Below are 25,278 nucleotides of genomic sequence, written 5' to 3' on the forward strand. Positions count from 1 at the left end.
CTATGAATAATAAGCTTCTTGCTGGGGGCGCGATTGCGATTGTTGCAGGTGCGTTGTTGTACTCACAAAATAAAGCCAGTGTTGATGTAGATTTACCTGAGCTTGCCTACGTACCTGCCGATACGGCGGTTTTTTATGGTCAACTTAAACCGTTTCCGTACAGCAAATACTTTGCGCTTATGCCAGATGCAATGAAAGGCACGAGCGATTTAACGCCCATTATTGCTGAGCTTAAAACAGTTGATGATAAGAATGCCCTATTCCTTGCATCACTGATGGAAAAATACCAACAATCACTGAGCTCTTACGATGCCTTCAAATCGATTTGGGGTTTTGGTGATGACTACAAGGGCATGATGTATGCGCAAGGTTTAATGCCGATTGTGCGTTTTCAAGTCGCTGATCAAAGCAGCATCATCAATAGCATTAAACAATCAGCTGATGAAGCAGGTATTGCTTATACAACTGAAAGCCTTGAAGGCGTAAGCTACACACGCTTTGCCATTGAGCTTGAAGGCTTAGATAACTTCAACCTAATTGCATCAACTCACAACAATTGGGCTACTATCACGCTAACCACTGCGCTTTCTAACGATCAAGATTTACGTATTGCCCTTGGCGTAGAAAAACCGGCTCAATCACTAGCTGAAACTCAAAAACTACCTGAGCTAATTAAAACTTTCTCGCTTGATGGTAACTCGGTTGGCTTTGTTGATCATCAACGTATCGCCAATGCTGTAACTGGCAAAGAAGACTCTCGCTTACACCAGATGCTCAAAGAGCTACTTGATAAAGCCCAGCAAGCGAATGCGTTAGCAGCAATTTCAACACCTGAGTGTCAAGATGATATTGCTGCCATTGCCGCTAAATGGCCTGCAACAGTATCTGGCACAACAAAAACCCGTATTACTGCCGACTACGCCGACTTTGACGTAAAAGCAGTATTGCAAAGCACAGATCAAGACTTACTTAATACACTACAAGCCGTGCGTGGCTTTGTACCAAAACATACCACTGGGCTTGATGGGCAAATGATGAGTGTTGCTTATGGTATTGATGTAGCAAAAGTACTGCCACTAGCTAACACATTAACGGGTGCAATTAAGTCAGCTGAGTTTAACTGTGGACCAATAGTCGCACTACAAAATGAAATGCAAGATGTAAGCACGGCAGGCCTTGCTATGGTGTCGGGTTTTGCAAATGGCGTACAAGGCATGAGTGTCAGCGTTCAAGATGCTGCATTCACTATCGATGACTACAACGGCCCACAAATTGATGAGCTTGATGCCATAGTTACCCTATCTGCGACCGACGCCCATGGCTTGTATTCAATTGCGCAAGGTTTTGTACCGCCGCTTGCTAACATAAAACTACCAGCCAATGGTGATGCAGTGTTGATCAATGAATACATTCCATCGCCTGTGCCACTTAACTTTGATATTAAAATGGCCCTTAAAGGCAATCATATTGTGATTTTCACTGGCGATAAATCTGCACAAATTGCCGAGACTTTAGAGTCGCAAAGTGTTACTAAAAATGGCTTTGTGAACATGGCATTCGACGTACAAAAAATCTTATTACCTTTACTTGATACGATTGCATCAACGGGTCAATTAAGTGATGAAGAAATGGCTGAGCTTGATTCGCTACGCGACCAACCTGTCGGTGTTTATTTTGCCACAGACATTACCGATAACGGTATTGGCCTTGAAAGTAACGTACAAATTACTAAAAAGTAATTTTGGGTTTGAATCTAAAAAGAGCGCTATTTAGCGCTCTTTTTTTGTTGCCATTTTAGTGAGTTGTTAGTGTCTCGACTATTACAAATGGTGTCGTTTGAACTCTCTATGCCACCGAGCTTTGCAAGTCGGTCGTACAGCACAACATTGCAAGTTGCGGCTAGGTTCATACAGCCTATGGTTGGTACATACACTACTTCATCACACCATTTCAGCACGTCTTTACTGACCGAGCCATCTTCAGGGCCAAACACATAAAATGCGTTTTCAGGGTGCTTAAATTCAGGCAGTGGCGTTGCACCTTCAACAAGCTCAATCACCACCGTTGTGGCACCTTCAGGCTTTGCTTGCTCAAGGCTTTCAACTTGCGTTAGCGGAATATGCTCAAGCACATTTTTGGTATCGGTGTGATACTTATTAGCGCGTAAATAGCGGCTACCAGTAAAAAACACCTGCTTAGCATTGTAACAACCCGCGGCACGTAATACCCCACCCACATTGGTTGGGCTTTTGGGGTTTAACAAGCCAATGCTTGCTTTAAGGGCGCTCATTAATCAATGTCTCTGGTTGGCCATTCGGCCACGTAAAGATCAAAGTCATCTAGGTCTACATCACAGTCTTTCACTGTTTTGTCACGCACAGAAATACCCAGCTCATGCATTAAATCTTTACTGCCACCGTTCAGTAGCGGGTGCCAAGACGCAAGGCCACGGCCTTCGTAAAGGCGGCGGTAGCTACAGCTTTGCGGCATAAAAAAGATATCTTTGAGGTTTTCTTTAGTGAGCTTTACACATGAAGGAACTAAAGTTTGGCGGTTCGCATATTCGCTGCAACCACAGGTGTCGTTGTCTAGGTATTGGCAAACGATATTAGTGAAAATGAGTTCTTCACCCTCGCGAAGTTGATCCGTTGCGGTAAATTCATCTTCGTCTTCACTGTCGATAAATGTATTTAAACAACATTTACCACAGCCGTCACAAATAGCTTCCCATTCGGGTTGTGACATTTGCTCAAGCGAGCGCTTAAGCCAAAATTGATCTTCTAACATGGTATTACTCAAAGCCCCTAAACAGCGCGCATTCTAGCGTAAAGCCAGCATGCGCGCAAAGTTTAGCGTGTTTGAGCTATTACTTTTGCTCGTTAACCCAACGCTTAATTTTCTCTTCAAGAATTGGCATAGGTAATGCGCCATCAATCAGAACTTGCGTATGGAAGGCTTTAATGTCGAACTTATCGCCTAGCTCTTTGCTCGCGTAGTCACGTAGTTCTTGAATTTTGAACTGACCTAACTTGTACGACAGCGCTTGGCCCGGCCACGCAATGTAACGCTCAACTTCGGCGATAATGTCGCTTTCTGCCATTGATGAGTTAGCCAACATGTAATCAATACCTTGTTGACGTGTCCAACCTTTCGCGTGGAAACCAGTATCAAGCACTAAGCGCATTGCACGTAATTGCTCATCTGATAAACGGCCGTACCACATGTAAGGGTCGGTAAATAAGCCAAGCTCTTTACCTAAGCTTTCTGCATAGAGTGCCCAACCTTCTGCAAATACCGTGTAGCCACCAAATTTACGAAACAGCGGTAATCCTTCAATTTCTTGCTGCAAGGCAATTTGAAAGTGGTGACCCGGCGCTGCTTCGTGAATAGATAGGGTTTCAAGTAAAAACTTAGGCTGTGCTTTTAGGTTAAAGGTATTGATATAGAAAATACCTGGGCGTGAGCCATCTGGCGCTGGCGACTGATAAGATGCACCCGCAGCTGATTCAGCGCGGAAATCTTCAACTGCTTTTACAACGTATGGCGCTTTTGGCGCAATATCGAACATTTGCGGCAGCTTAGCATCAATTTTTTCTTTTACAGCTTCGTACGCAGCAATTAGCTCTTCTGGCGTATCGTAGTAAAACTCATCTGAGGTTCTTAGGTGTTCAAAAAACGCTTTTAAATCGCCTTCGAAACCGACCGTTTCTTTGACTTTTTTCATCTCAGATAAAATACGCGATACTTCGCTTAAGCCAATGTCATGAATTTCATCGGCGTTTAAGCTCAGCGTTGTATGCTGCTTAATTTGATACTCATACCATGCTTTACCATTTGGCAGGTCACTGTAACCAATGCTTTCACGGGCATTTGGAATATATTCATTCGCTAAAAAGTCAGCCATTTTTTGATACGCAGGCACTAAACGCTCGCTGATCATCGCCGTGTACGCGCTTGTTAGCTGTGCTTTTTGTTCGTCGCTGAAAGACTCAGGTAACTGAGCAATTGGCCCCCAGAATAATGACTCTTCTGGTTTTTCTACAATATGAGTTTGAAATTGCGGTAATAGTTTTTCAGCAAGAGGCTTAGGAAGAACCACTTTGTCTTTCATGCCTTGGCGCATTGACTGCTCAACACTATCTAACCAAGCGATGAAACCGTCAGCACGTTTTTCAAATGCTTGATAATCTTCAACCGTGTTAAAAGGTTGTGCACTTTGCCCAGAGCCTAGCGCAGCAAAGGTATTATGCGCCCCGCCCATTTGGTTAATTGGCATTAAGTAACTTGGAAACTGAGCGCCTTCAATCGCAAGATCTAAATCGCGGGCTAGAATTTCGTAGCTCAATAATGACTGACCCGTTAATTGCGCTTTGTCGATATTTGCTAGTTTGTTCTTGTATTCTTTAACAAAGTTAAGCTGCTCATCGCGGTTTGCTTTACTAATAGGTGCAATAAATTGGTCGTTATATTCGCTACGGCCAATATAAGTACCACCAATTGGATTAAACTTTAAGCCTGCTTCAAAGTAGTCTGCTAGTAATGTATCAAGTTGCTCTGTGGCTGACGTTGCGCTTGGCGCTTGTTTGCTCACTTCTTGAGTTGTTTTTTCGTTGCTTGGCGTTGATTCATTACAACCAAGTAATGCAAACATCACTGCCGAACTAAGTAGTGCTAGTTTTACGTTTTTCATTCTTTCCCTGCCCTTATATTAAGTACGCGTAAATTATGAGGGTTTAGTTCCCTATTTAGCAAGTATCGCTGCAACTTATCGCAGTTTATTTACACTTTGCAAGCTGATTGCTAGAGTGGCGGCTCGACTTCCCAATTTTGAATAAAAATGAAAAAGACAGCTCTTGCTATTAGCCTAGGCCTAGCTTGCCTAACCTCTTTAAATACCTACGCAACCACCTACTTATCGGCAAAAGCGATGGTAGATGTAAATTCAGGTAAACTGATTAAATCACCACTTATTAGTATAGATAACGGTCAAATTACAGCTGTACAAAGCAATAAACAGCCAAATTTAAAAGACGGCGATAAGCACATTCAATTATTAGAACTGACTTTGGTGCCGGGTTTAATGGATATGCATGTGCATTTAACAAGCGATCCTACTGTGCCGCGCAGTGAGCGAATTGGACAATCGATTCCGCGCAAAGCAATTAAAGCGGCGCACTTTGCCGAAAAAACACTGTATGCAGGTTTTACAACGCCGCGTAACTTAGGCGCAGAAGGCTACAGTGTGATTGCAGTACGCGATGGCATTAACGCAGGCGATATTGTTGGCCCACGTATTTGGGCGGCAGGCCCGTCTTTAGGTGTTACTGGCGGTCACTGTGATAACAACCGTTTACCACCAGAAATGAAATACACCGCCGAAGGCGTTGCTGATGGCCCATGGGCTGTGCGCGCTAAAGTACGTGAAAACATTAAGTACGGTGCTAATGCCATTAAGTTTTGCGCTACAGGCGGGGTATTTTCAAAAGGCACAAAAGTCGGTATTCAACAATATAGCCAAGACGAAATGAACGCCATTGTTGACGAAGCTCATTTACGTGGCCTAACCGTTGCAGCCCATGCGCACGGTACCAGTGGTATTAAAGCAGCCATTGTTGCTGGTGTAGACAGTGTTGAGCACGTTAGCTTTGTCGATGACGAAGCCATTAAACTGGCTAAAAAACACGGCACTTGGTTCTCAATGGATATTTACAACACTGAGTACACCCTTGCCTTTGGCGAACAAAACGGGGTTGCAGAAGAAAACCTTAACAAAGAACGCCAAGTCTCTAAAAAGCAGCGCGATAGCTTTAGTCGTGCAGTAAAAGCTGGCGTAAACATGGTGTTTGGTACCGATGCAGCCATTTACCCGCATGGCGATAACGCAAAGCAGTTTTCGCGTATGGTTGAGTTTGGTATGACACCACTGCAAGCATTGCAGTCTGCCACCATCAATAGTGCCAAACTACTTAAAGCTGATGATCAACTTGGCCAAATCAAAAGCGGTTTCTTAGCCGATATTATCGCCGTTAAAGGCAACCCACTTGAAAACATTGCAGTCCTTGAAGATGTACAATTTGTTATGAAAGACGGCAAGGTTTTTAAATAAGCTATTTTGCTGGCTTTGCATGAGTGAAGTCAGCAACCCTCACTTGTATCTATATCGTAAACAAAATAACCAACCATAAAACCAGTTGTTAGCAACTTGTATCTAAACAAAGAAATTACCCAAAACAGATAAATAAAACTTGAAATGAAAATAGCTCGCATTATCATTGCCGAAAAATTTTCGACAAATTACCTATAATGACGACACACAAATACTCAATTTTAGCCCTAGCCTGCTTAAGCGCATTCAATGCAAACGCCAACGATTTAGACTCAGTTGAACGTATCACCGTTTACGACAAACAAAACCGTGTAGTACTTGATTCGGGCCTTGCCACTAAATCAAATATGACCCTAATGGAAACGCCAGCCCCGGTTGTAGTTGTTGATCAAGAGCTTATCAACTCGCAAGGCGCAACAAACTTACAAGACTTAGTACGTAACATCAGTGGTGTAACCCAAGCCGGTAATAATTACGGTATTGGCGATAACTTAGTGATCCGCGGTTTAGGTGCAAACTATACTTACGATGGCATGTACGGCGGTGCAGGCCTTGGTAACACCTTTAACCCAACCCGCTCAATGACCAACGTTGAATCTGTAGAAGTACTTAAAGGCCCTGCTACAGGCTTATATGGTATGGGTAGCGCAGGTGGTGTTATCAACCTAATCGAAAAGAAACCACAATTCACTGAAAAACACACCGTTAATGCAGAGCTTGGTCAATGGGATAGCTACTCATTAGGCTTTGATAGCACAGCAGCATTAACCGACAACCTTGCTTATCGCGTTAACGCAAAAACTGCTCGTAGCGATGGTTACCGCGACTTAAAAGACGACCGTGATGAAATTTATGGCGCGTTAAAATATGTATTAAGCGACAAACAAGACATCATGATCTCTGCCGCTTATATCAAAGATGCCATTGCTGTTGATTCAATTGGCCACCCTATTCGAATTTTTAACAGTGACTCAGTGAATGGTAAAACCGCAGGTGAAGTAACCGCTGACGATTTAATTAACGATGCAACAGCAAAAGGCCTGCAACTAACCGAACAGCAACGCCAACAATTAGCAGATTCACTGGCAGCAAATGATGGCCTAACACCTTACACCTTTGGCCATAACGGTATTATCTCGCCAATGGCAAATGATAACGAAGGCGAAGAGCTACGCTTTAAGTTAACTCATAACTACTTTATTACTGATAATTTATTTTTAAATCAGCAACTGCAGTATCGTAATTACGAATCGAGCTTTGCCCGCCAAACGGGTGCTTATAACTACGTTTATTGGAACCGTAATGGCGTGATCAATGCCGACCCGCGCGCTCCTTTAGTGGTTGATGACGTACTTTACCCATTTGCAGCGCGTCGCCAAGAATACCGCCAAGTAGAAGCTGACGAAAAATCATGGCAATACTTTGCTGACTTGCGATATGACTTTAGCTTTGCCGGTATTGATAACGAACTACTTGTAAACGCCAACTACGAAGACCGCGATATTCGTTTTAAACAATACTCAATTTACGATGCTGATCAGGTCATTAAAAACAAAGATGGAGAGGTTATTTACCAAGGTCAATTACCTTACATTTTTGATATTCGTAACCCGAACTGGGGCGAAGGCAGCTTTTTTGATTACGACCCGCTAAAAACCAGCGATTACAATAAAAAGGTTCAGGCTTGGGGTGTGGGTATTCAACATGTTGCCTATATTCACGATACCTTTACAACCCGAGTAGGCGTTGCCTTTAACCGTATTAAACAAAGCTATGAACACTTTGGTGTTGATGCACGCTACCGTGCAAGTGCCGCCGAGCCAACGCCAGAAGCAGATACATCAGACAGCGGCATGACCTACAACCTAGGTGCAACCTACAAACTTAGCGATGATATTTCGTTCTTTGTAAACCACTCTAAAGGCCGTACAGCTTACAGTGTGCTTGGCAGTGTATCGGGTAACGAAGCAGACCGCGATGACGCCGAGTCAGTCAGTAACGACATTGGTATGCGTGTAAAAGCGTTTGACGATCAACTACTAGCATCACTTGTGGTATTTGATAGTGCCCGTACCAACCTTGAGTATGCCAACCCAGAGTACGAAGCCGGTGTGTCTGATGCCTCAGTACCAAAAAGCTTTTACGATGGTGAAGAGCAAACCAAAGGTGTAGAGCTTGATTTAAATGCCGATTTAAACGAGCAGTGGAAACTTAACGTAAACGCGGTGTATCAAGACGCCCGCGATAAGAAAAACCCTAACTCATCATCTTTCGATACTCGCCAAAAAGGTGTGCCTTATGTAACAGCAAGCAGCTGGTTAAGCTATGACGCTAAATGGTTTGATTTAGCCGAGCCACTGACAATTAGCGCAGGCGTACAATATGTTGATGACCGCAGCACAAACTCAACCTCGTTTGGTATACCTGATGGCTACGTACCAAGCTACACGGTTTACGACGCCGCAATTCAATACCAAACAGATGATTGGAAACTACAGTTAAACCTAAATAACTTGTTTAACAAAACCTATTACTCAAAAGCAATGTTCTTAGGCGGCACGCCAGGTGAAGAGCGTAATGCTAAATTAACCTTTAGCTACACACTTTAATTGTGAATTAATAGCAAAAAGCGTGGCTTAGTTGGGTCGCGCTTTTTTTGTAGTTTTTTGGGCTATGTAGTTTTCAAATAGAGAGGTAGTGTGTCCTAAAGGCAGATTGTGCCAACATCCAAACAAAGGAAAATAGCGCATGGTAAAATCAAAGCGAAAACAGGGTAAAACTTTAGTGTTACCAATTTATTTGCATATTAGGCATGACTCTTTGTTTTTAATTTTTATCTTTTATAATTAACGAAACTGGAGTCGAAAAGTTATTGCTGCTATCACTAGCTAAATCCAAATCGAAAGTTATTTCTCCCTTTCAAGAATATAGTTTTCTATAGGTCATAGAGGTGTTATAACGTGTTTAGCTGAATCTTTTCTTTAAAAAGCAAAAGTTACTTTACGAGCAACAATTTTGGAATCTAAATTTGTTAGTTCGTTGTTGTGGAACTTAACATTTTCAAGGCTTTCTTGATTCTACTATTCATTAAATTTAATTTATAGTACAAACTTGCATCGTAAAATACTTTACTTGAAATTAAAAAAGGCTTCATAACTTTTTCCATTAGGCCATTTGGGCTAAAGAAATGTGCGATATCTTTGTTATCAGTCATACGCACCATGCCAGTCTCGACAATATATTCCCAACTCCTATGAGCAGTCGCATTTCTTATCCAGATGATATCAGAGTCAATTAACAGGGGATATTTTAGTTTTAAACTAGTGATTTGATCTAACATTACACCAATTTTATTACTTGGTGCTTTATCTTTTGAATCCAAAGTGTATTTGCAAGTTACTAAAAAATATAAATACCTTTTATAACTATCCTCAATAAGGCTTGGTGTTATAGTTATTATCTTTTTTACTAATTGCTCACCATTTAGACCTTCCAATTGTGCAGTAAAGCTGTAGTTCTCTAATTGCTTATCAGATGAGCTAAGTATTCCAGACTTATGGATTAATATTTCCACGCGCTTTGGACAAATAGAATTTACGTCTTTAAAAAGTTGCAATAGTTGCTCGAACTCTGGAGTATTATTATTACTTTCTACTATTGTTTGTAGCTGACAATTAATTGTCGAAGAAATTAATTTAACTAGATTTTCAGGATTCGATTCCAGTTCATTTAACTTATCTGTGAGCAATTCTATAAACTCACTGTCAAACTCTAATTCTTTTTCAAATTGGTTAATCCAGTCTCCTAAAGAAGATAAAGGAGCTTCAGGATCTATTGATTCACCTGTTTCTAAACCAGTTAATAGCTCGTTTAGTCTTTCCGTTTCTTTGAACAAAGCTAATCCTTTAAAATGTATAACGCTGCTATTTGCAAATTTTGGGGCGTCAGAGAGTGAACTTTCCGAAGTAGCACCTTGTTACGCAAGGTTCTTCTCTGCAGTAGTTAAAAATACCAATGTAGAAGCCGTCATATGTAGCATATATGCGACAAGGTGGTCAGGCACCTTAGTTGGGCTTGCTCCTTGTCCGTGACCACTTAGCTTATTTCGTCCAGTAGGAATGCTGCTTTCCAGCAAGCTTCGCGACGAACTTAACTGGTGCTGCCAAAATGATGGAACAAGGCCATTATTAAAACAGGTTTGGATTAACGCTTTTGATGTAGCATTTGGTTGATACGACCAACTTCGCTTAAAGCAAATTGCTTTCATGGTACTTTCAAAGGATTTCAAACAATCATTGAGAGCTTCCTTGTTTTTACCTTGGCGGTAATGCTCGTAAGCGCTTAAAAATTCTTGTTGGGCACCTTGATAGCTCTTTTCGTTAAGCAAACGCAATGCAGGTTTAACTGCTTCAGTGTGAATTAGCTCTGAATCAACTCTAATAATTTCACCTTCAACAAACTGGTAACCTATACCATGCTCTTTAAATCTTGAGTTCAATTCACTGATTGCCGCGTCCGCACTCTCGGAAGCATTACGTTTTCTTAAATAGTCGTATTCTCGTGTAAGACGATCGATATACCTAAAACTCAACTCGACTATATCAAGCTGCTTTTCAACATCATCAACTTGCAATAGATAATTTGCCAGTTCATTAAGATACATTCTCCCTCTATGTTTTTCTGCAGTAGGGAGTTGAAACATTCCATACTCTCTACAGAGAGTATCCACGATAAATTTATAAGTTGTTCGGACATTTGACCCAGGACCATATTCATCGAAATAATTTTTATCACTTCCAAGTGCATCTGTCCAAATATGAACGATTTGTACTCTCAAAGCATTTGGCAAGTCATCGTAAACATAAACATCAGGGACATCCCCTTTTAAAGCTTGTTGTCTTTTAGAGAATAAATCAAAGATTGCCATTAATACTCCTTTTATTGGCTATATAACCGCTTAATCACAAGAGGTGCGTATATTACTTTTTAATATTAACACTCAAAACAATACACCAACTAACTTAAATTTTATAACTACATAAACTTAAGCCTTGACTAATTAAAATGCAATAAGAACTCTAGTATCTGCAACAAAGGCATTTATCAAAGCAAGTCCAGCAAAGGTAATTATGTAAATTCATTATTGTAGAGACTATTAAGTTAACCATTGATTGCTATAAAACCTAGCAGTCTATACTTTAAGGCTTAGTGCTGGCGCTCCGCTAATACCTTAGAAGGCAGCTCTTCGCACACAGCTAAACTTCGCAAAAGTGCCAAAAGCAGCCATTGGTAAATCTAAGCTAGGCCAATCATTTAGTTAAATGCATTTTACTAGAAAACGTAACTTTAATAAGTCGATTAAATTACCTATTATCTGCTGCAAGTTCTACTAACGAGTGTGCTATGTTCTTTGCCAATTCAGATGTCGATAATTTAACTATAGTTCCATCTATCAACCTAGCTGACCAAGCATCTCCAACCCCCTCTTCTATGGTCATTTCTGTACAGTAAGGAGTATAGGCTTCATCAGTAATCCACTTCGGATATCCTTCAGGATTTTTCTTTGACCAATAAATTGCTGGCCCACCTTTGTTACCCATATGGTGAAAAAGCTGAGGTTGGCGATAGCTTATATATGCAAGCCTTTCTAACTTCTCAATGCCTGGAACTGAGACATTTACAATAAAACACCAACTGCGAGAAACACTCTGTTTTTTCGTTAATCCCAAGTAATCTTCAAGGTCTAGAGGTGATTCAAACTCTTTGATGTAAGTTGAGCCCCCAACTTGTTCTAGCAGTTCGTCGAGATAATGCTGTGTGGTCTTAACTAATAATGAGACACTTGTTTCCCAAATTTTAAGATTGTTAGTCTGTTTTTGTTTAATTCTTTCAATAACTGGGTTGTAATCTTGTTTTTGTTTTGCTGCTAACTCTAGCCCAGTAAGTGCTCCGTCAGCACGTTCAATAATAAGTTCAAAAAATGAGCGTATATCTCCACCAGAATCAGATTCTGCTAATGCTTCAATATAACGATCTCTTTCCTTCTTACGGAGAATTATTGGAGGATAACCAGCTCTAACAAGTTCCAAATTAGATATAGCTCTCGCTGTTCGTCCATTACCATCTATGAAAGGGTGAATATGAGCAAGCCATGCATGTAATATTGTCGCACGAACAACTGCAGGAAGTGACTGGCTTTCAATAGACCACTTTTCCCATTCATCCATAGCATCCATTACCTCTTCCCAAGTTTTTGGAGGCTTATGATCAGCACCTTTTATTCGGACAGGCTCTTGTCTGAATAAACCAGCACTTGGCCTGTCACCTAAAATAATTTCGTGGAGCTCTCGAAGTTGTTGCTTTTCTGTAACTGAATCTTGATTCTTAGCCATTTCAGCTAGTCGTACAAGAGCTTTTTCTAATGAAATCGCATCTTTTACATATGCAGGATCGTGTCCAGTTGTGGTAATTCCTTTTAGAACCGCTAGTTCTGTCTCACCAACTGATAAAGTACTACCCTCAATAGCATTCGACTCTGCTACTTGCTCGAACTTACGAGCACCGTAGTATTTAACAAGCGTTTCTTCCGTTAAAGTTCCGGAACTTCTTAATAGCTCAACTCGTTCTTCCAGCCTTTTTATTTGTGCTACGATTCCTTTTTCAGCCTCAGTATCGAGTAAATATGGTGTTCCATCGAGATTTAACATTATTGATCCTTAATTTAATTTTCGTATGTATATAACGCAGCTATATTGAGCGCAGAAATGCTTGGCTAACTAATGTGGAGTTAACGACAAGCATTTTACTCACCTTTCACAAAATTAACAGAAATCAACAATAAATCAATCTGTTATGAACCCTATTAATGAGTTTAACTTTATCAATGGTCGCCCACAATGCACTCTAAATAAGATTGCTAAAATATTCAGGGATAATACGATTAAATGCGAATATCTGTTATTCATTCAAAGTAGCCGTTTATACAATTGTAGCCACTCATTCAAGTAATAATTGGCCAAGCAAAGTTACACTTTTGTCAAAGCAAATCTGCCAGATTCAATTGAGTCACTCAACCAAATCTGACAGCATTAACTGACTAAGCTTAAAGCGTCATTACGATTCGGCCTGTGATATCGCCTTTTAACATATCGTCAAATATATCGTTGATATCTTCTAGGCGTTTTTCTTCAATAATCGCTTTAACTTTACCTTTGGCTGCAAAGTCGAGGCATTCTTGTAAGTCTTTACGCGTACCAACGATTGAGCCTACAACAGACACACCATTTAACACAGTATCGAAAATTGGCAATGGCATATCTTCTGGTGGTAAACCTACAAGCACACATTTACCGCCACGGCGTACACTTTTATAGGCTTGTTCAAACCCTGGTTTTGATACAGCAGTGCACACAACACCATGTGCGCCGCCCACTTGTTCAAATATGGTTTCTGAAGGCACTTGCTTCATAAAGTCTATGGTAATGTCTGCGCCAAGCTCTTTGGCTAATGCCAACTTGCTGTCGCCGGTATCAACGGCAATCACATTAAAGCCCATTGCTTTTGCGTACTGCACTGCTAAATGGCCTAGGCCGCCAACACCAACAATTGCAACCCAATCACCCGCTTTTGCATCAGTCACTTTAAGCGCTTTATAGGTAGTAACCCCCGCACAAAACAAAGGTGCGGCTTCTGAAAAACCTAATCCTTCAGGAATTTTAACCACGTAATCACCATGGGCAACACAGTATTCGGCGTAACCACCATCGACTGAATAACCTGTGTTGTGCTGCTCAAGACATAAGGTTTCTTTGCCTTCTAAACAAAATTCGCAATGACCGCAGGCGCTATATAGCCAAGGAACACCAACACGGTCGCCTACTGATAAATGTTTAATGTTTGCGCCTACTTTTTCGATAGTACCTACCCCTTCATGGCCCGGCACTAATGGCATTTTCGGTTTAACTGGCCAATCCCCATGACAAGCATGTAAATCTGTGTGGCACACTCCACACGCGGCAATTTTAACTAGCACATCGTTAATTCCCACCTCTGGGCATGGGATATCTTCGATAGTTAATTTACCTTTGTACTCTTTATTTACTGCAGCTTTCATAACCTTCCTCCATGGTATTATTGGATTTCAGCCTATACGATAAACTTATTAACTGTCACTATTATTGATCCACATCAAATAGCTAATCACTGCGGCATTTAATTAAACTATTATTTAAATTCAATAACTTAAATTTCAAATATGGCATATCTACACTTTAGTAGTAGCAGATTGCATAGTGGCTATTTCTTTTAGTTATACCCCGAGCATGCTAGCATTTAATTTCTGAAATTTTTGAATACTAAAAATTATGAGCCTATCTGAAAAAAACTTAGCTTTTGTTATGCACTGCGGTGAAATGGGTAGCCGTTGGGGCTTTAACCGCACCATTGGTCAAATGTGTGGATTATTAACCATTACTAAAGAGCCAATGACCGCCAATGAAATTGCCGATACCTTAAGTATCTCGCGCGGAAACGTAAGTATGGGCATTAAAGAGCTACAGTCTTGGCGCTTAATTAAAGTGCATCATATTCCCGGTGACCGTAAAGAATACTACGGCCCTGCTGGCAGCATTTGGGATATGGCCAACCGCGTATTCGAAGAGCGTAAAAAGCGCGAGATAGACCCAACCCTAAGCCTGCTTCGCGATAACATTTTAGAAGAAGCCCACACAGATGATGAGCGCTTTGCTCAAAAGCAAATGCAAGAAATTCACGACCTACTCGAAACCGTAACCAAATGGTCTGCAGAGCTACAACGCTTAAGCCCTGAACAGCTTCACAGCCTAATGAAACTGGGTTCTGGCATTGGCAAGGTACTTGATTTTAAAGATAAGATTTTGAAAAAGCCGGGGAAGAGTGAGTAAGTTAGCGAGTTACTAGGGGCGAGAGTAAAGTTGCAAGGGGAAAGTTTGTAAGAGGCGTTTTAACGCCGAACAAATTGCTAAAAATAAGGATAATCATGTGAATAAGCTTCTTTTGATAACCAGTATTGTATTAATTTTGGCAGGCATACTTCTGTTCTTATATGACTTTTTACCTGTCGGAGTTGCTAACAAAGAAGACTCTTATTTAAAAATAGTGTCGAGTGATACCTTTTCGATTTTAAACTACAGACTGCATTTATTGGTCACGGGTGTTGGGCTCTTAGTACTATACAAACTTAAAATATTTTAGCTTTAAAGAATTACTATGACTGCGAAGCCGATTTTAGAAAAACACTTTTATCATGATGGCAGAGGACCTGAACTACAGAAGGTTATTTGGCAAAGAAATGGTAAAGACCTTGTAGGCTTTGAGTACTTCAATCCCGATGATGAATATTCATTAGCTAACCTTAAGCATATAAGATTAGATAACGTAAAAGCATATTCAATGGCAACGGATGATTTTCATGATTGTATTCTTGCGAATACAAAGTGTGTGGCAGCCATATTTGAAGTGCTTAATTCGAATTGGCTACTATCATTCAATCAAGATGAAATCGCTGGCTGTAAGCATTTTCAAATAATGTTTTATGATGAAATTTATGACGTTGTTTGTAAAAGTGTAATCACAGGAAAAGGGAATCTGGCGTTTTAACGCCGAACATGTAGCAGCGATTTTATATCGCGTCCCAGAGCCTAAACCCTAGAGCCTAATGTTTTCTATCGTAGGAGTGAAACTTGTTTCGCGCGTTGTCTTGTAGGTGTGCTTTAGCGCGATTGAGGGGAAAGTTACAAGTTACGAGAGTAAAGTTTGTTGGAGGCGTTTTAACGCCGAATAAGTTAGCAAGTTGCTTGGGTAAAACTTATAGCTTTACCCTTGAACCTTGCTAACTTTTATTACTAATCACTTAATCGCTGGGTAACCGATGCGATCTGATAAGTAACCAACACTGGTTGCAAAGTAATACGAGCGATTCCAGTGCATAAGTGCTTTGTAGTTATCGTAGGCTAGGTACATGCGGCCGTTTACGTCATCTGGCATTACCATTGCAGCGGTAACATCAACGTTTGGTAGGTCGCTGCCATCCATTTTACGCACACCAAGAGCTTGCCAATCAGCAAGGCTGCGCTCTGAGTTTTTCCAATACTCTAGCCATTGACCGCGCGTTTTGGTGCCACGCTTAAGAATGTTTGCGTTATCAAAGCCTTCAGGTAATTTAACTTGGCGACCCCAAGTTAAATCATCGTTCCAACCTTCTTGCTTAAGGTAGTTAGCAATTGAGGCAAAAGCGTCTTCTTCTGTGGTCCAAATGTCTTTACGACCATCGCCGTTATAATCTACTGCGTATGAATTAAACGACGTTGGCATGAACTGTGTTTGACCCATTGCACCAGCCCATGAGCCTTTGAACTTATCAAGGGTGATATGGCCCTCTTTTAAGATATCAAGCGCTGCCCAAAGTTGGTTTTTGTACATGGTTTCGCGGCGACCATCAAAAGCAAGCGTCACTAATGATGCAATCACACTGTGACCACCTTGGATTTTCCCAAAGTTACTTTCAAGGCCCCAAAGTGCCACAATAAAACGCGCTTGAACGCCGTATTCTTTGGCTACTTTTTCAAGTACGTCTTGGTGTTCTTTGTATAATTTACGGGCGCGGTCAATTTTCCATTGCGGCACACGTTTTGGTAAATAGGTTTCGAGGGTTTCTTTTACTTCTGGCTGATTTTTATCTGCTGAAATAACTTTCTTTTTAAATTTAGCCGTTGCGAATGCTTGGTCGATAAGTGCTTGATCATAGCCCTTTTCAATCGCTTCTTTTTTTAATGCAGCAACGTAAACGTCAAAATCAGCTTGTGTCTTTTCTTCTGCCAATACTGAAGTGCTTAATGAAGCACTGAGTAAAATAACGGCAAGTTTTTTAATCACTCTCAACTCCCTTGTCTTTTTTAAATTGGGTTAACAGATTTTCTTCCGGCGGAGGTAATTGCAAGTAAAAGCCTTTATCAATTAACGCTTGCTTAACCGTTTCTAAATCTGCCACGCCTAACTTTTCACGGCTTGCTAGATTGATGATCATCACATACTTAGGTTGACCGAACGTTTCTAGTAAAGGTTCAGGTACGCGAGAGAAATCATCTCTTTTTTCTACAAAAAGGTATGTATCCGCTTTTTTAATACTTTTATACACCGCAGTTAGCATTATGACCCTATAATATCTTGCTTAACGAAGGCGCACACTATAACATGAGTCATATAATAAGTTAGAAAAAATAGATTAGATTTTTACTGTATATGCCTTGTTCAGCCTGTGTTTATACTTAAATAATGCTAATCCAGACAATTCAATTGAGCGTGTATGTCGGAACAAATTTTTGAATTAAAAGGGAACCTTTTTACGTTATCTGTTTTACATTTATTTTCAGCAGATACAGCCCTTTTAAGTAAGCAGTTAGATGAGAAAATCGCCCAAGCACCTAAGTTCTTTGCCGGTGCGCCTATCGTAATCAACTTAAGCGACGTACAAGATGAAGCGCTTGATTTCTCTTTCTTAAAATCAATGTTAAGTGGTCTTTCGTTAAACCCCGTTGGGGTTTGTAATGGCTCTCAAGAGCAAAACGAAAGCGCAAAAGCTGCAGGCCTGTCGGTGTTAAATTATTCACAAGACGTTAAGGGTGCGACCGCTAAACAACAAACAAATACGTCTATCGTTGAAAAAACCGTTCACCTGCCTGCGCAAGTTATTCATGGCACTGTACGTTCGGGCCAACAAGTGTATGCTAAAGACCGCGATTTAATCGTGATTGGCGCTGTAAGTCATGGTGCCGAAGTGATTAGCGATGGTAATGTGCATATTTATGGCACCTTACGCGGCCGTGCAATTGCAGGGGCAAAAGGTTACAACGAAGCAAATATATTTTGCCAAAAATTAGAAGCAGAACTTGTTTCAATTAATGGTAGTTATTGGATCAGCGACTCTCTTCAGGGTGAACACTGGGGCAGCGCAGTACAAATCCAACAAAAAAATGATTCATTAGAAATTTCAGCTTTGGTTAAAGGATAAATCTCATGGCAAAAGTGATTGTCGTTACTTCTGGTAAAGGTGGTGTTGGTAAAACCACATCGAGTGCTGCGATTGGCACAGGTTTAGCGCTTAAAGGCTTTAAAACCGTTATTATCGACTTTGATATTGGTCTGCGTAATCTTGACCTTATCATGGGTTGTGAACGCCGTGTTGTTTATGATTTCGTAAACGTAATCAATGGTGAATCAAACCTAAATCAAGCTCTTATTAAAGATAAGCGCGTCGATAAACTATATATTTTACCTGCCTCACAAACCCGTGATAAAGACGCCCTTACCCGTGACGGTGTTGAGCGCGTACTAAACGAGCTGAAAAAAGATTTTGATTACATTGTGTGTGATTCTCCAGCGGGTATCGAAGCTGGTGCAATGATGGCAATGTACTTCGCTGATGAAGCGATTGTAACAACGAACCCAGAAGTATCATCAGTACGTGACTCTGACCGTATTCTTGGCATTTTACACAGCAAATCAAAACGTGCTGAAGAAGGCCTAGAAAGCGTAAAAGAACACCTACTATTAACACGTTATAATCCTGAGCGTGTTGAAAAAGGCGAAATGCTTTCGGTAGAAGACGTACAAGAAATCTTAGCGATTAAATTACTGGGCGTTATTCCAGAATCACAAGCTGTACTTAGTGCATCAAACTCTGGTCAACCGGTTATCTTAGATTCTGAATCGGATGCAGGCCAAGCGTATACTGATGCTATCAATCGTTTATTAGGCGAAACTGTTGATTTTCGTTTCTTAGACGTAGAGAAAAAAGGCTTATTCAAACGGATTTTTGGAGGTTAATGTGTCTTTACTTGACTACTTCCGCTCAGAAAAGAAAAGCAGTGCGTCATTAGCAAAAGAGCGATTGCAGATCATTGTCGCGCACGAACGTTCACAGCGTGGTACACCAGATTACTTACCACAGCTAAAACAAGACATCCTTGATGTTATTCGTAAGTACGTGAATGTAAACACTGATGCAGTTCAGGTGCAGTTTGACCAAAACGAAGATGACTTAGCAGTACTTGAGCTAAACGTCACCTTACCTGACGAAGAAAAGAAATAGTCAAAATTGGGCGCTTAGTTTTTTAACAGCGCCCTTTTTTATTTCTGCCACTGCATATGAAACTCATAGTCGTCTTCGCCTAGCGTTTTAAACCCTGCCCGTTGATATAATCCATACGCTGGATTCGCTTTTAGCACCGTTAAATTGATCTCTGCTGTTTGCGCTTTGAGTGCATCTAACACCTTAGTGCCTAACCCTTTGCCCTGCTCTTTAGGTGCAATTTGTAGCTGTAATAAACTGATAGCTTGGTCACTCACGATGAACTTTGCAGTGCCTACACATTGCCCATCATTTAACACTAAATGACTGTGCTCAAAATGTTCTGCTACTCTTGCTTGATGCTGCTCAAGTGATAAAAATAACCCCTGATTTTCTAAATGCTCAGCCATAGTATTTAATCTCAAGTCGAGTAAATAGGCTTTGTCTTGCTCTGTAGCTGCTACAAACTTAATCATTATTGTCTTAAAAAAGAAAAAGGTACTTTAATAAAAGTACCTTTTTAGGTTGCAACAAACAACATGCCTATGGTTAAAAGTTATAATTTGCGCCTAAGTAAAAACGGCGGCCCGAATATTGGTTATAGGTAAAGCGATTACTTTGTTTCCAATAACCTTCTTCTATTTCTTCTGTTAGGTTCACTACTGACGCAGTAAACGAAAGATCCTCTGTTAGGTTATATGAGGCATTCACATCTAGCTGACCATAGTCTTTGGTATACAAGTTGTAGCCTTGGTGAATACCGTTGGCACGGTCATCTTTCCAGTTATATGACGCACGAACACTAAAGTCGTCATTCTCAAAGTACACCGACACATTATATTGGTGCTTAGCGGTGCCTGGTATTTCGGCCTCTGTTTTTTGCCCGTCTGTCGAGACTTCGCTGGTGCTGGTATCTGTATAGGTATAGTTAGTTAAAATACCAAAACCATTATCAAACGAGTGCTGGAAGAACAGCTCTAAACCTTCTGATTTTGCATCACCACCACCTACTTTGGTGTTCATTTCGACCTCAATTGGGCCGTTACAACAATCGTGTTCACGCTCTACAATTTCTACGGTCGAGATTGGTAAGTTAGAAATATCTTTAGAGAATAACGTCGCACCCAATGCAGAGCCATCGCCGTAATACCATTCAATACCTAAATCAAATTGGTCAGATAACATAGGTTCAAGGCCTGTGTTTACCGAGGTGCCATTACCACGGCCTGTCCATGAATCAGGTGAGTTAATGTTAACTGGAGGACCATATGACTCGGCTTGGCTTAAGTCTGAATAGCTCACTCTTGCCATGGTGCGTGCTGCGGCAAAACGAACAACAAGGTCTTCGGTTGCATCCCATGCAAGGTTAAAACTTGGTAATACTTCGCTGCCATCGCTACTGCGCTCATTCGGTTCGGTATCGTCATCGTCTTGACCAATGACATCATCGTAAGTCAAAGTGCTAAGCTCTGTATTTACATAGCGCACACCGACATTACCGCGGAAATCTTGCCATTCAAAATCAGCTTGGGTGTAAACAGACCAAATTTTCTCTTCAAGGGCATAGGTACCCGAAAGCGTTGGCACTACTGTTTGGCTAAAGTTTTCTTTTAAGTAGTTATCAAGCGCTCCAAAATCAAACGCTAAAAAGTTAAATGCGCCTGTATCACCGGCACTGTTATCAACCACATGGTCGCTTACTAATGTTGGTGCATCTGGGTGAAAATCTGGATTATGGAACCACTCAGTGCCTGGCAAGTAACCGCGGTAACCGCCGTTATCAGCGATGCCGTCATCCCAACGAAAGTCGTTACGAATGCCTTTAATTTCATGGTCGCGGTATTTACCACCTACATATACACGGGTGAAAAAGTTGCCATCAAGGTCAAATTTTACATCTGTTTGAATATAATCTTCTGAGTCTTCATTTTCAGATGAGTATGAGTCAAACCAATCGTAATATTGATATGCTTCTTTATCAGTGGCTAAATCAGTCGACACTTCGTAGCTTGGCTTACCGTTTTCAATTGACCATAACCAGCTGTTTACTGAGCCTAAACGCGCATCAATATTGGCGTAGGTTTCTTTTGAGGTGCCGCCTTCAGCTTCGGTATGACCCAGCTTTAATGTAACACTGTAAGTATCACCATAATAAGTGCCTTCAAAATCATAGGTATTTGATTTTGATTCGCCAAAACGCTCACGCCCTGTTAACTGCGGTGATAACAAACCACGGCGAACAGCCACACCACCATTTACATCGGCATCACCCCAGTTATTATCATTGAGTAATCCATTATCGCCATTACCGTAGGCAACCACAGTATCGCCATCAAGCACAATGCCGTAATACGGGTTGTGGTTATCATTCCATTCTGCAAAGGTAATGCTTTGCCCTGTTTGGTCGTAGCCTAACTTGGCACCAAAATAGTTAAAGTTTAAATCAAGTCTGTCACTCGGTGCCCACTGAAGAGCCACTTGATAACCATCGCGTGTACGGTCTTGGTTTGAGTTATTAACACTCATCGCACGCGGTGCCCATACATTGTTGTACACTTCGCCAGTGGCTTGGTCTACCAGCGCTGGGCGCTCTGCCCCTTCAACGGTATCTGAGTGAAAACGCCAGTGTGAGGCGTTGTTAGTGATGGTTGTTACGGTACGATCTTGACGAGTAAAACCGGCCAGTACACCAAAGTTTTCGTCGTCATTTTTCCATGAATACAGCACGTTGACTTGCGGCTTAGTGTCTTCAGACACATCATCGTATGTTACCTCTGCACTTAATGCCCCTGAGTTTGCTTCCATCTCAAGCGGTTTTCGGGTGTGTAAAATAACCGTACCACCAATACCGCCTTCATCGATGCGTGCTTCAGCACTTTTGTACACTTCTACACTTTTGATCATGCTTGAAGGCAATAACGTGTAATTAAAACTACGGGTAGGCGTACCAGAACCTGATGAAGCAATATAGTTACCGTTTAATTGAGTGAGTGTCCAATCCGGTGATGTACCACGAATACTCACGCGGCTACCTTCGCCACCGTCGCGGTCAATCAAAACGCCCGATACACGTTGCAATGAGTCAGCGACGTTTTTATCAGGAAACTTACCAATATCCTCTGCGGTGATTGCATCAACGGTAGCCGTTGAAAGTCGTTTTATTGCTAAGTTTTCTGCAGTTGAAGAACGAATACCTCGTACTTCAATCACTTCTACATCGTCATTTGCTTGCTCTGCTGCATAGCTTGTATTAATTGCAGCCAGTAGCGAAATTAAAATTGCATTACGCTTAAAATGCCTTCCTTGCCCTTTTGTTTTTATTACAGTTTGCTTGCCCATGCCTATCTCCAGTTGTGTGTTCTGTTTTTGTTTAAGAGTCTTTAGCCCCTGCAAAAACGATTTATTGTTGTCGGTTTTTAAACTGATTATCGGTAGTTAACAGCTTGTTAAACTCAAACTCAGAATAGGGTGAGTGGTCAAAAAGTGATAATAAAAATTCGGTGAGAGATATGACAAAATCGGCGTTAGGAATATTTCATATTCATTTTTATATTTTCTGAATTATAGTTAAGCTCAGAGATTTTGAGTTAACTGGCTAAGTAAAATAAACTTAAAAACACATTTAAATCATTGATAGTATGTAACAATTTAACTTTTCATATATTTATTAATGACTCGCAAATTGAGTAACTAAACAATAGGTGTAATAGATATGGCAAAAACACGCCCATGAACAATGGTAAATTTCTTGAAGTATGCCTAAACGAAGGGTGCTTAAAGCAGCTCGCTAACAACATTTCAATGGCTAGTAACTTAGGCGCAAAACGCTTTGAGCTATGCAGCAATTTGGACCTAGGTGGCTTAACGCCAAGTGTTAATGCGATTGACTGTGCTGTGAAAAACCTGACTAATAGCGCAGAGTTAGTGGTGATGATCCGCCCCGAAGCGGGCAACTTTTTTGTTAGTGCTGAGTGTCAGAGCGCAATGCAAAAACAAATAACAATGGCAGCGAACGCGGGGGCGCATGGCGTGGTATTTGGTGCAGTTAAACACGGCGAACTTGATTTAGAAGTGACTCGCTCTTTAGTTGCCACAGCCAAACAGCATGGCCAGATGGTGACCTTTCACCGTGCATTCGATACCCTTACAAACCCGTTAAACACACTTGATAAACTGATTAGTTTAGGAGTTGACCGCATCTTAACAGCAGGCACGCCGTGGCAAAGCGGTCAAAGTGCAGTTGATGGTCTAAATCAGCTCAACACATACTTAGCACATAGCGCTAATCAGATAGAAATTGTTATGGGAGGTGGTGTGACCATAGAAAACGCGGAAGCTCTTTGGCAATTAATAAAAAACCATTCAGCAAAGGCAGCTGTGCATGTACACTCATGCGTGCACAACGAAAATAGTGCAATTAACGCTGAGGCTATCAATAAGCTTCTTTCAAAGGATTAAGCATGGCAAGCAAAGCAATGTATTTTTTAGGTATTGATGGCGGCGGCAGTAAGTGTAAAGTTCGTTTAGAAAACGAAAACGGCTCATTGCTTAGTGAAGCCATAAGTGGTTCAGCAAATGTGGCCACCAGCTGCCAACAAAGCCAAGAATCAATACTACTCGCCACTGAACTTGCATTTCATGAAGCTGGGCTTGCCTTAAGCGAGCTGAAAAACACTTATGTGCATGCCGGACTTGCCGGAGCTAATATCGACTCTGCCTATCAAGCCATGAGCAAATGGCAGCACCCTTTTGCTAAATTTACCCTGTCAACAGATATGCTGATTGCCTGTAAAGGCGCACATCAACACCATGATGGTGCGGTGATTATTCTGGGCACGGGCTTTTGTGCGGGTTACCAGCAGCAAAACCAATTTAGCGAATTAGGTGGTTACGGTTTATTACTGAGCGATGGTGCCAGTGGTGGTTGGTTAGGCTTACAACTTTGCCGTAAAGCATTTGAAGTGCTTGATGGTGTTGCGCAAAGTTCAGCTTCAATAGATACCCTACTCACCCAGCTTAACTGCGACTCAAACCAAGCGTTAAGTCAGCGCTTAATATCAGCGCGCCCGGCTGAGCTTGCCAAATTTGCGCCCCTAGTTTTTAGCCATTCTGACGATGCTTTTTGTCAGCAATTAATCAATGATGCGTGCGCATACATTACCCGCTATATCGCTTACTTTGAAAAACAAGGTATTGAAAACGTCACCTTGATGGGCGGCATTGCCAGTGCCATCACGCCTTACTTACCTGATGCCAGTAAAGCGCATTTAACCCCCGCCCTTGCCAGTGCAGAGCAAGGGGCTATTTTAATGGCAAGAGCTGCAATTTAATCATCTAATTGCGAGCGCATTTGTGAAGGGATTTCACCAAACAAACGCCGAAATTGTTTGCTGAAGTAACTTGGCTCAGAAAACCCACACTGATAGGCCACTTGTGAAATAGGCAGTTGAGTTTCAATCAGTAGCTTTCGGGCATTTTCGAGGCGCACTTCGTTAATAAATTGATTGGGGGTTTTTGCTAAGTGCTTTTTAAAGCGGCGCTCTAAAGCACTTACCGACAAGTGTGCAAGCTCTGCTAATTCATCAATGCTGATCTGACGATGATAATGCTCGCGAATAAATTTTACCGGCTCTTCAATTGCCCTTACATGAGAAAGCGCTTTTGAGGTTTTTTGTAAATGTCGGGTCACTCCGTAAGTGCCAATCACATTGCCATCGTGATCTTTTAAAGCATGCTTTGATGTAGAAAACCAACCAAGCTCACCTTGTTGGGTTTGGTTAAGCTCTAAACGGTCAGTCACTATGTAGCCTTCCATCACCCGTTTATCGTCATTGACGTACTGAAACGCAAGGTGCTTTGGTGAAAAATCGAAGTCTGTTTTTAGCAATATTTGCTCCAGTGTTTTATAACCCTGATGCTCAATAAAATGCTGATTACAATGCAAGATTCTACTATCTGTGTCTTTTACCCAAAAGAGGATATCTGGCAGCAAATCAAATGCAGCAATTAGCTGATTTACGCCAGCTTTTTTTATTATTTCTTGAATATCCATCGCTTAATTTTGTCT

22 protein-coding genes are annotated in these 25,278 nt (G+C 41.3%); 10 read left to right on the forward strand and 12 right to left on the reverse strand.

All coding sequences use genetic code 11. The features are described 5' to 3' along the window. Positions 1-2 precede the first annotated feature (2 nt). Positions 3-1,739 carry a hypothetical protein gene (locus tag P4S60_RS18780; protein ID WP_337117057.1) on the forward strand — a complete coding sequence of 579 codons (1,737 nt, stop codon included), beginning with the start codon at positions 3-5 and terminating at the stop codon, positions 1,737-1,739. Positions 1,740-1,765: 26 nt separating this feature from the next. Here P4S60_RS18780 and P4S60_RS18785 read toward each other — a convergent pair whose 3' ends face one another. From P4S60_RS18785 to P4S60_RS18795, 3 genes are all read right to left on the reverse strand, one after another. Beyond that, entirely contained in the window at positions 1,766-2,290 is a 525-nt protein-coding gene (locus P4S60_RS18785; RefSeq protein ID WP_054552060.1) for an RNA methyltransferase, read from the reverse strand. After that, the gene (locus tag P4S60_RS18790; RefSeq protein WP_105173481.1) at positions 2,290-2,787 is read right to left on the reverse strand and encodes a YcgN family cysteine cluster protein; all 498 of its coding nucleotides are present in this window, start codon (positions 2,785-2,787) and stop codon (positions 2,290-2,292) included. Before P4S60_RS18790 ends, P4S60_RS18785 begins: the two co-directional genes overlap by 1 nt. A 79-nt stretch (positions 2,788-2,866) precedes the next feature. After that, the gene (locus tag P4S60_RS18795) at positions 2,867-4,690 is read right to left on the reverse strand and encodes a DUF885 domain-containing protein (protein WP_337117058.1); all 1,824 of its coding nucleotides are present in this window, start codon (positions 4,688-4,690) and stop codon (positions 2,867-2,869) included. A gap of 147 nt (positions 4,691-4,837) precedes the next feature. On the opposite strand from P4S60_RS18795, the gene P4S60_RS18800 reads away from it, so the two are divergent. Then, positions 4,838-6,106, forward strand: coding sequence for a Xaa-Pro dipeptidase (locus tag P4S60_RS18800; protein WP_337117060.1), 1,269 nt, complete (start codon positions 4,838-4,840; stop codon positions 6,104-6,106). A gap of 197 nt (positions 6,107-6,303) precedes the next feature. After that, positions 6,304-8,715, forward strand: a complete 2,412-nt coding sequence (locus P4S60_RS18805) for a TonB-dependent receptor (protein ID WP_337117061.1) — start codon at positions 6,304-6,306, stop codon at positions 8,713-8,715. 422 nt (positions 8,716-9,137) lie between these two features. Here P4S60_RS18805 and P4S60_RS18810 read toward each other — a convergent pair whose 3' ends face one another. From P4S60_RS18810 to adhP, 4 genes are all read right to left on the reverse strand, one after another. After that, positions 9,138-10,001: a hypothetical protein gene (locus P4S60_RS18810; RefSeq protein ID WP_337117062.1), complete on the reverse strand. Its 864-nt coding sequence runs from the start codon at positions 9,999-10,001 to the stop codon at positions 9,138-9,140. Between the two features lie 81 nt (positions 10,002-10,082). After that, entirely contained in the window at positions 10,083-11,033 is a 951-nt protein-coding gene (locus P4S60_RS18815) for an STM4504/CBY_0614 family protein (protein ID WP_337117063.1), read from the reverse strand. Between the two features lie 436 nt (positions 11,034-11,469). After that, positions 11,470-12,813: a Fic family protein gene (locus tag P4S60_RS18820; RefSeq protein WP_337117064.1), complete on the reverse strand. Its 1,344-nt coding sequence runs from the start codon at positions 12,811-12,813 to the stop codon at positions 11,470-11,472. Positions 12,814-13,208: 395 nt separating this feature from the next. Then, on the reverse strand, positions 13,209-14,219 hold the full coding sequence (gene adhP / locus P4S60_RS18825; RefSeq protein WP_105173488.1) for an alcohol dehydrogenase AdhP: 1,011 nt from the start codon (positions 14,217-14,219) through the stop codon (positions 13,209-13,211). Positions 14,220-14,469: 250 nt separating this feature from the next. Between adhP and P4S60_RS18830 the strand changes: the two genes are divergently transcribed. Both P4S60_RS18830 and P4S60_RS18835 read left to right on the forward strand, forming a co-directional pair. Beyond that, on the forward strand, positions 14,470-15,027 hold the full coding sequence (locus tag P4S60_RS18830; protein WP_337117065.1) for a GbsR/MarR family transcriptional regulator: 558 nt from the start codon (positions 14,470-14,472) through the stop codon (positions 15,025-15,027). A gap of 325 nt (positions 15,028-15,352) precedes the next feature. Further along, complete coding sequence (locus P4S60_RS18835; protein ID WP_337117066.1) at positions 15,353-15,742, forward strand: hypothetical protein; 390 nt, start codon at positions 15,353-15,355, stop codon at positions 15,740-15,742. 249 nt (positions 15,743-15,991) lie between these two features. Here P4S60_RS18835 and P4S60_RS18840 read toward each other — a convergent pair whose 3' ends face one another. Both P4S60_RS18840 and P4S60_RS18845 read right to left on the reverse strand, forming a co-directional pair. Further along, on the reverse strand, positions 15,992-17,017 hold the full coding sequence (locus P4S60_RS18840) for a lytic murein transglycosylase (RefSeq protein WP_337117067.1): 1,026 nt from the start codon (positions 17,015-17,017) through the stop codon (positions 15,992-15,994). After that, positions 17,010-17,291: a YcgL domain-containing protein gene (locus tag P4S60_RS18845; protein WP_063707425.1), complete on the reverse strand. Its 282-nt coding sequence runs from the start codon at positions 17,289-17,291 to the stop codon at positions 17,010-17,012. Before P4S60_RS18845 ends, P4S60_RS18840 begins: the two co-directional genes overlap by 8 nt. 156 nt (positions 17,292-17,447) lie before the next feature. Between P4S60_RS18845 and minC the strand changes: the two genes are divergently transcribed. From minC to minE, 3 genes are read left to right on the forward strand one after another with little or no spacing between them, the layout of a single operon-like run. After that, entirely contained in the window at positions 17,448-18,152 is a 705-nt protein-coding gene (gene minC / locus P4S60_RS18850) for a septum site-determining protein MinC (RefSeq protein WP_054552049.1), read from the forward strand. Between the two features lie 5 nt (positions 18,153-18,157). Then, positions 18,158-18,967, forward strand: coding sequence for a septum site-determining protein MinD (gene minD, locus P4S60_RS18855; protein WP_063707427.1), 810 nt, complete (start codon positions 18,158-18,160; stop codon positions 18,965-18,967). Between the two features lies 1 nt (position 18,968). Beyond that, the gene (gene minE, locus P4S60_RS18860; RefSeq protein WP_054552047.1) at positions 18,969-19,232 is read left to right on the forward strand and encodes a cell division topological specificity factor MinE; all 264 of its coding nucleotides are present in this window, start codon (positions 18,969-18,971) and stop codon (positions 19,230-19,232) included. A gap of 38 nt (positions 19,233-19,270) precedes the next feature. Here the strand turns inward: minE and P4S60_RS18865 are convergent, their stop codons facing one another. Together P4S60_RS18865 and P4S60_RS18870 are read right to left on the reverse strand one after the other, a co-directional pair. After that, positions 19,271-19,687, reverse strand: coding sequence for a GNAT family N-acetyltransferase (locus tag P4S60_RS18865; RefSeq protein ID WP_337117068.1), 417 nt, complete (start codon positions 19,685-19,687; stop codon positions 19,271-19,273). 73 nt (positions 19,688-19,760) lie between these two features. Next, the gene (locus P4S60_RS18870) at positions 19,761-22,550 is read right to left on the reverse strand and encodes a TonB-dependent receptor (RefSeq protein WP_337117069.1); all 2,790 of its coding nucleotides are present in this window, start codon (positions 22,548-22,550) and stop codon (positions 19,761-19,763) included. Between the two features lie 390 nt (positions 22,551-22,940). Here P4S60_RS18870 and P4S60_RS18875 point away from each other — a divergent pair, with 390 nt between their 5' ends. Continuing rightward, complete coding sequence (locus tag P4S60_RS18875; RefSeq protein ID WP_337117070.1) at positions 22,941-23,669, forward strand: copper homeostasis protein CutC; 729 nt, start codon at positions 22,941-22,943, stop codon at positions 23,667-23,669. Between the two features lie 2 nt (positions 23,670-23,671). Beyond that, positions 23,672-24,541 carry a BadF/BadG/BcrA/BcrD ATPase family protein gene (locus P4S60_RS18880; RefSeq protein WP_337117071.1) on the forward strand — a complete coding sequence of 290 codons (870 nt, stop codon included), beginning with the start codon at positions 23,672-23,674 and terminating at the stop codon, positions 24,539-24,541. Here the strand turns inward: P4S60_RS18880 and P4S60_RS18885 are convergent. Further along, entirely contained in the window at positions 24,538-25,263 is a 726-nt protein-coding gene (locus tag P4S60_RS18885; RefSeq protein ID WP_337117072.1) for an AraC family transcriptional regulator, read from the reverse strand. The genes P4S60_RS18880 and P4S60_RS18885 overlap by 4 nt on opposite strands. Positions 25,264-25,278: the final 15 nt, after the last annotated feature.

Origin of the sequence: Pseudoalteromonas sp. Hal040 (assembly GCF_037162425.1) — a bacterium.
Taxonomy (GTDB): domain Bacteria; phylum Pseudomonadota; class Gammaproteobacteria; order Enterobacterales; family Alteromonadaceae; genus Pseudoalteromonas; species Pseudoalteromonas gelatinilytica.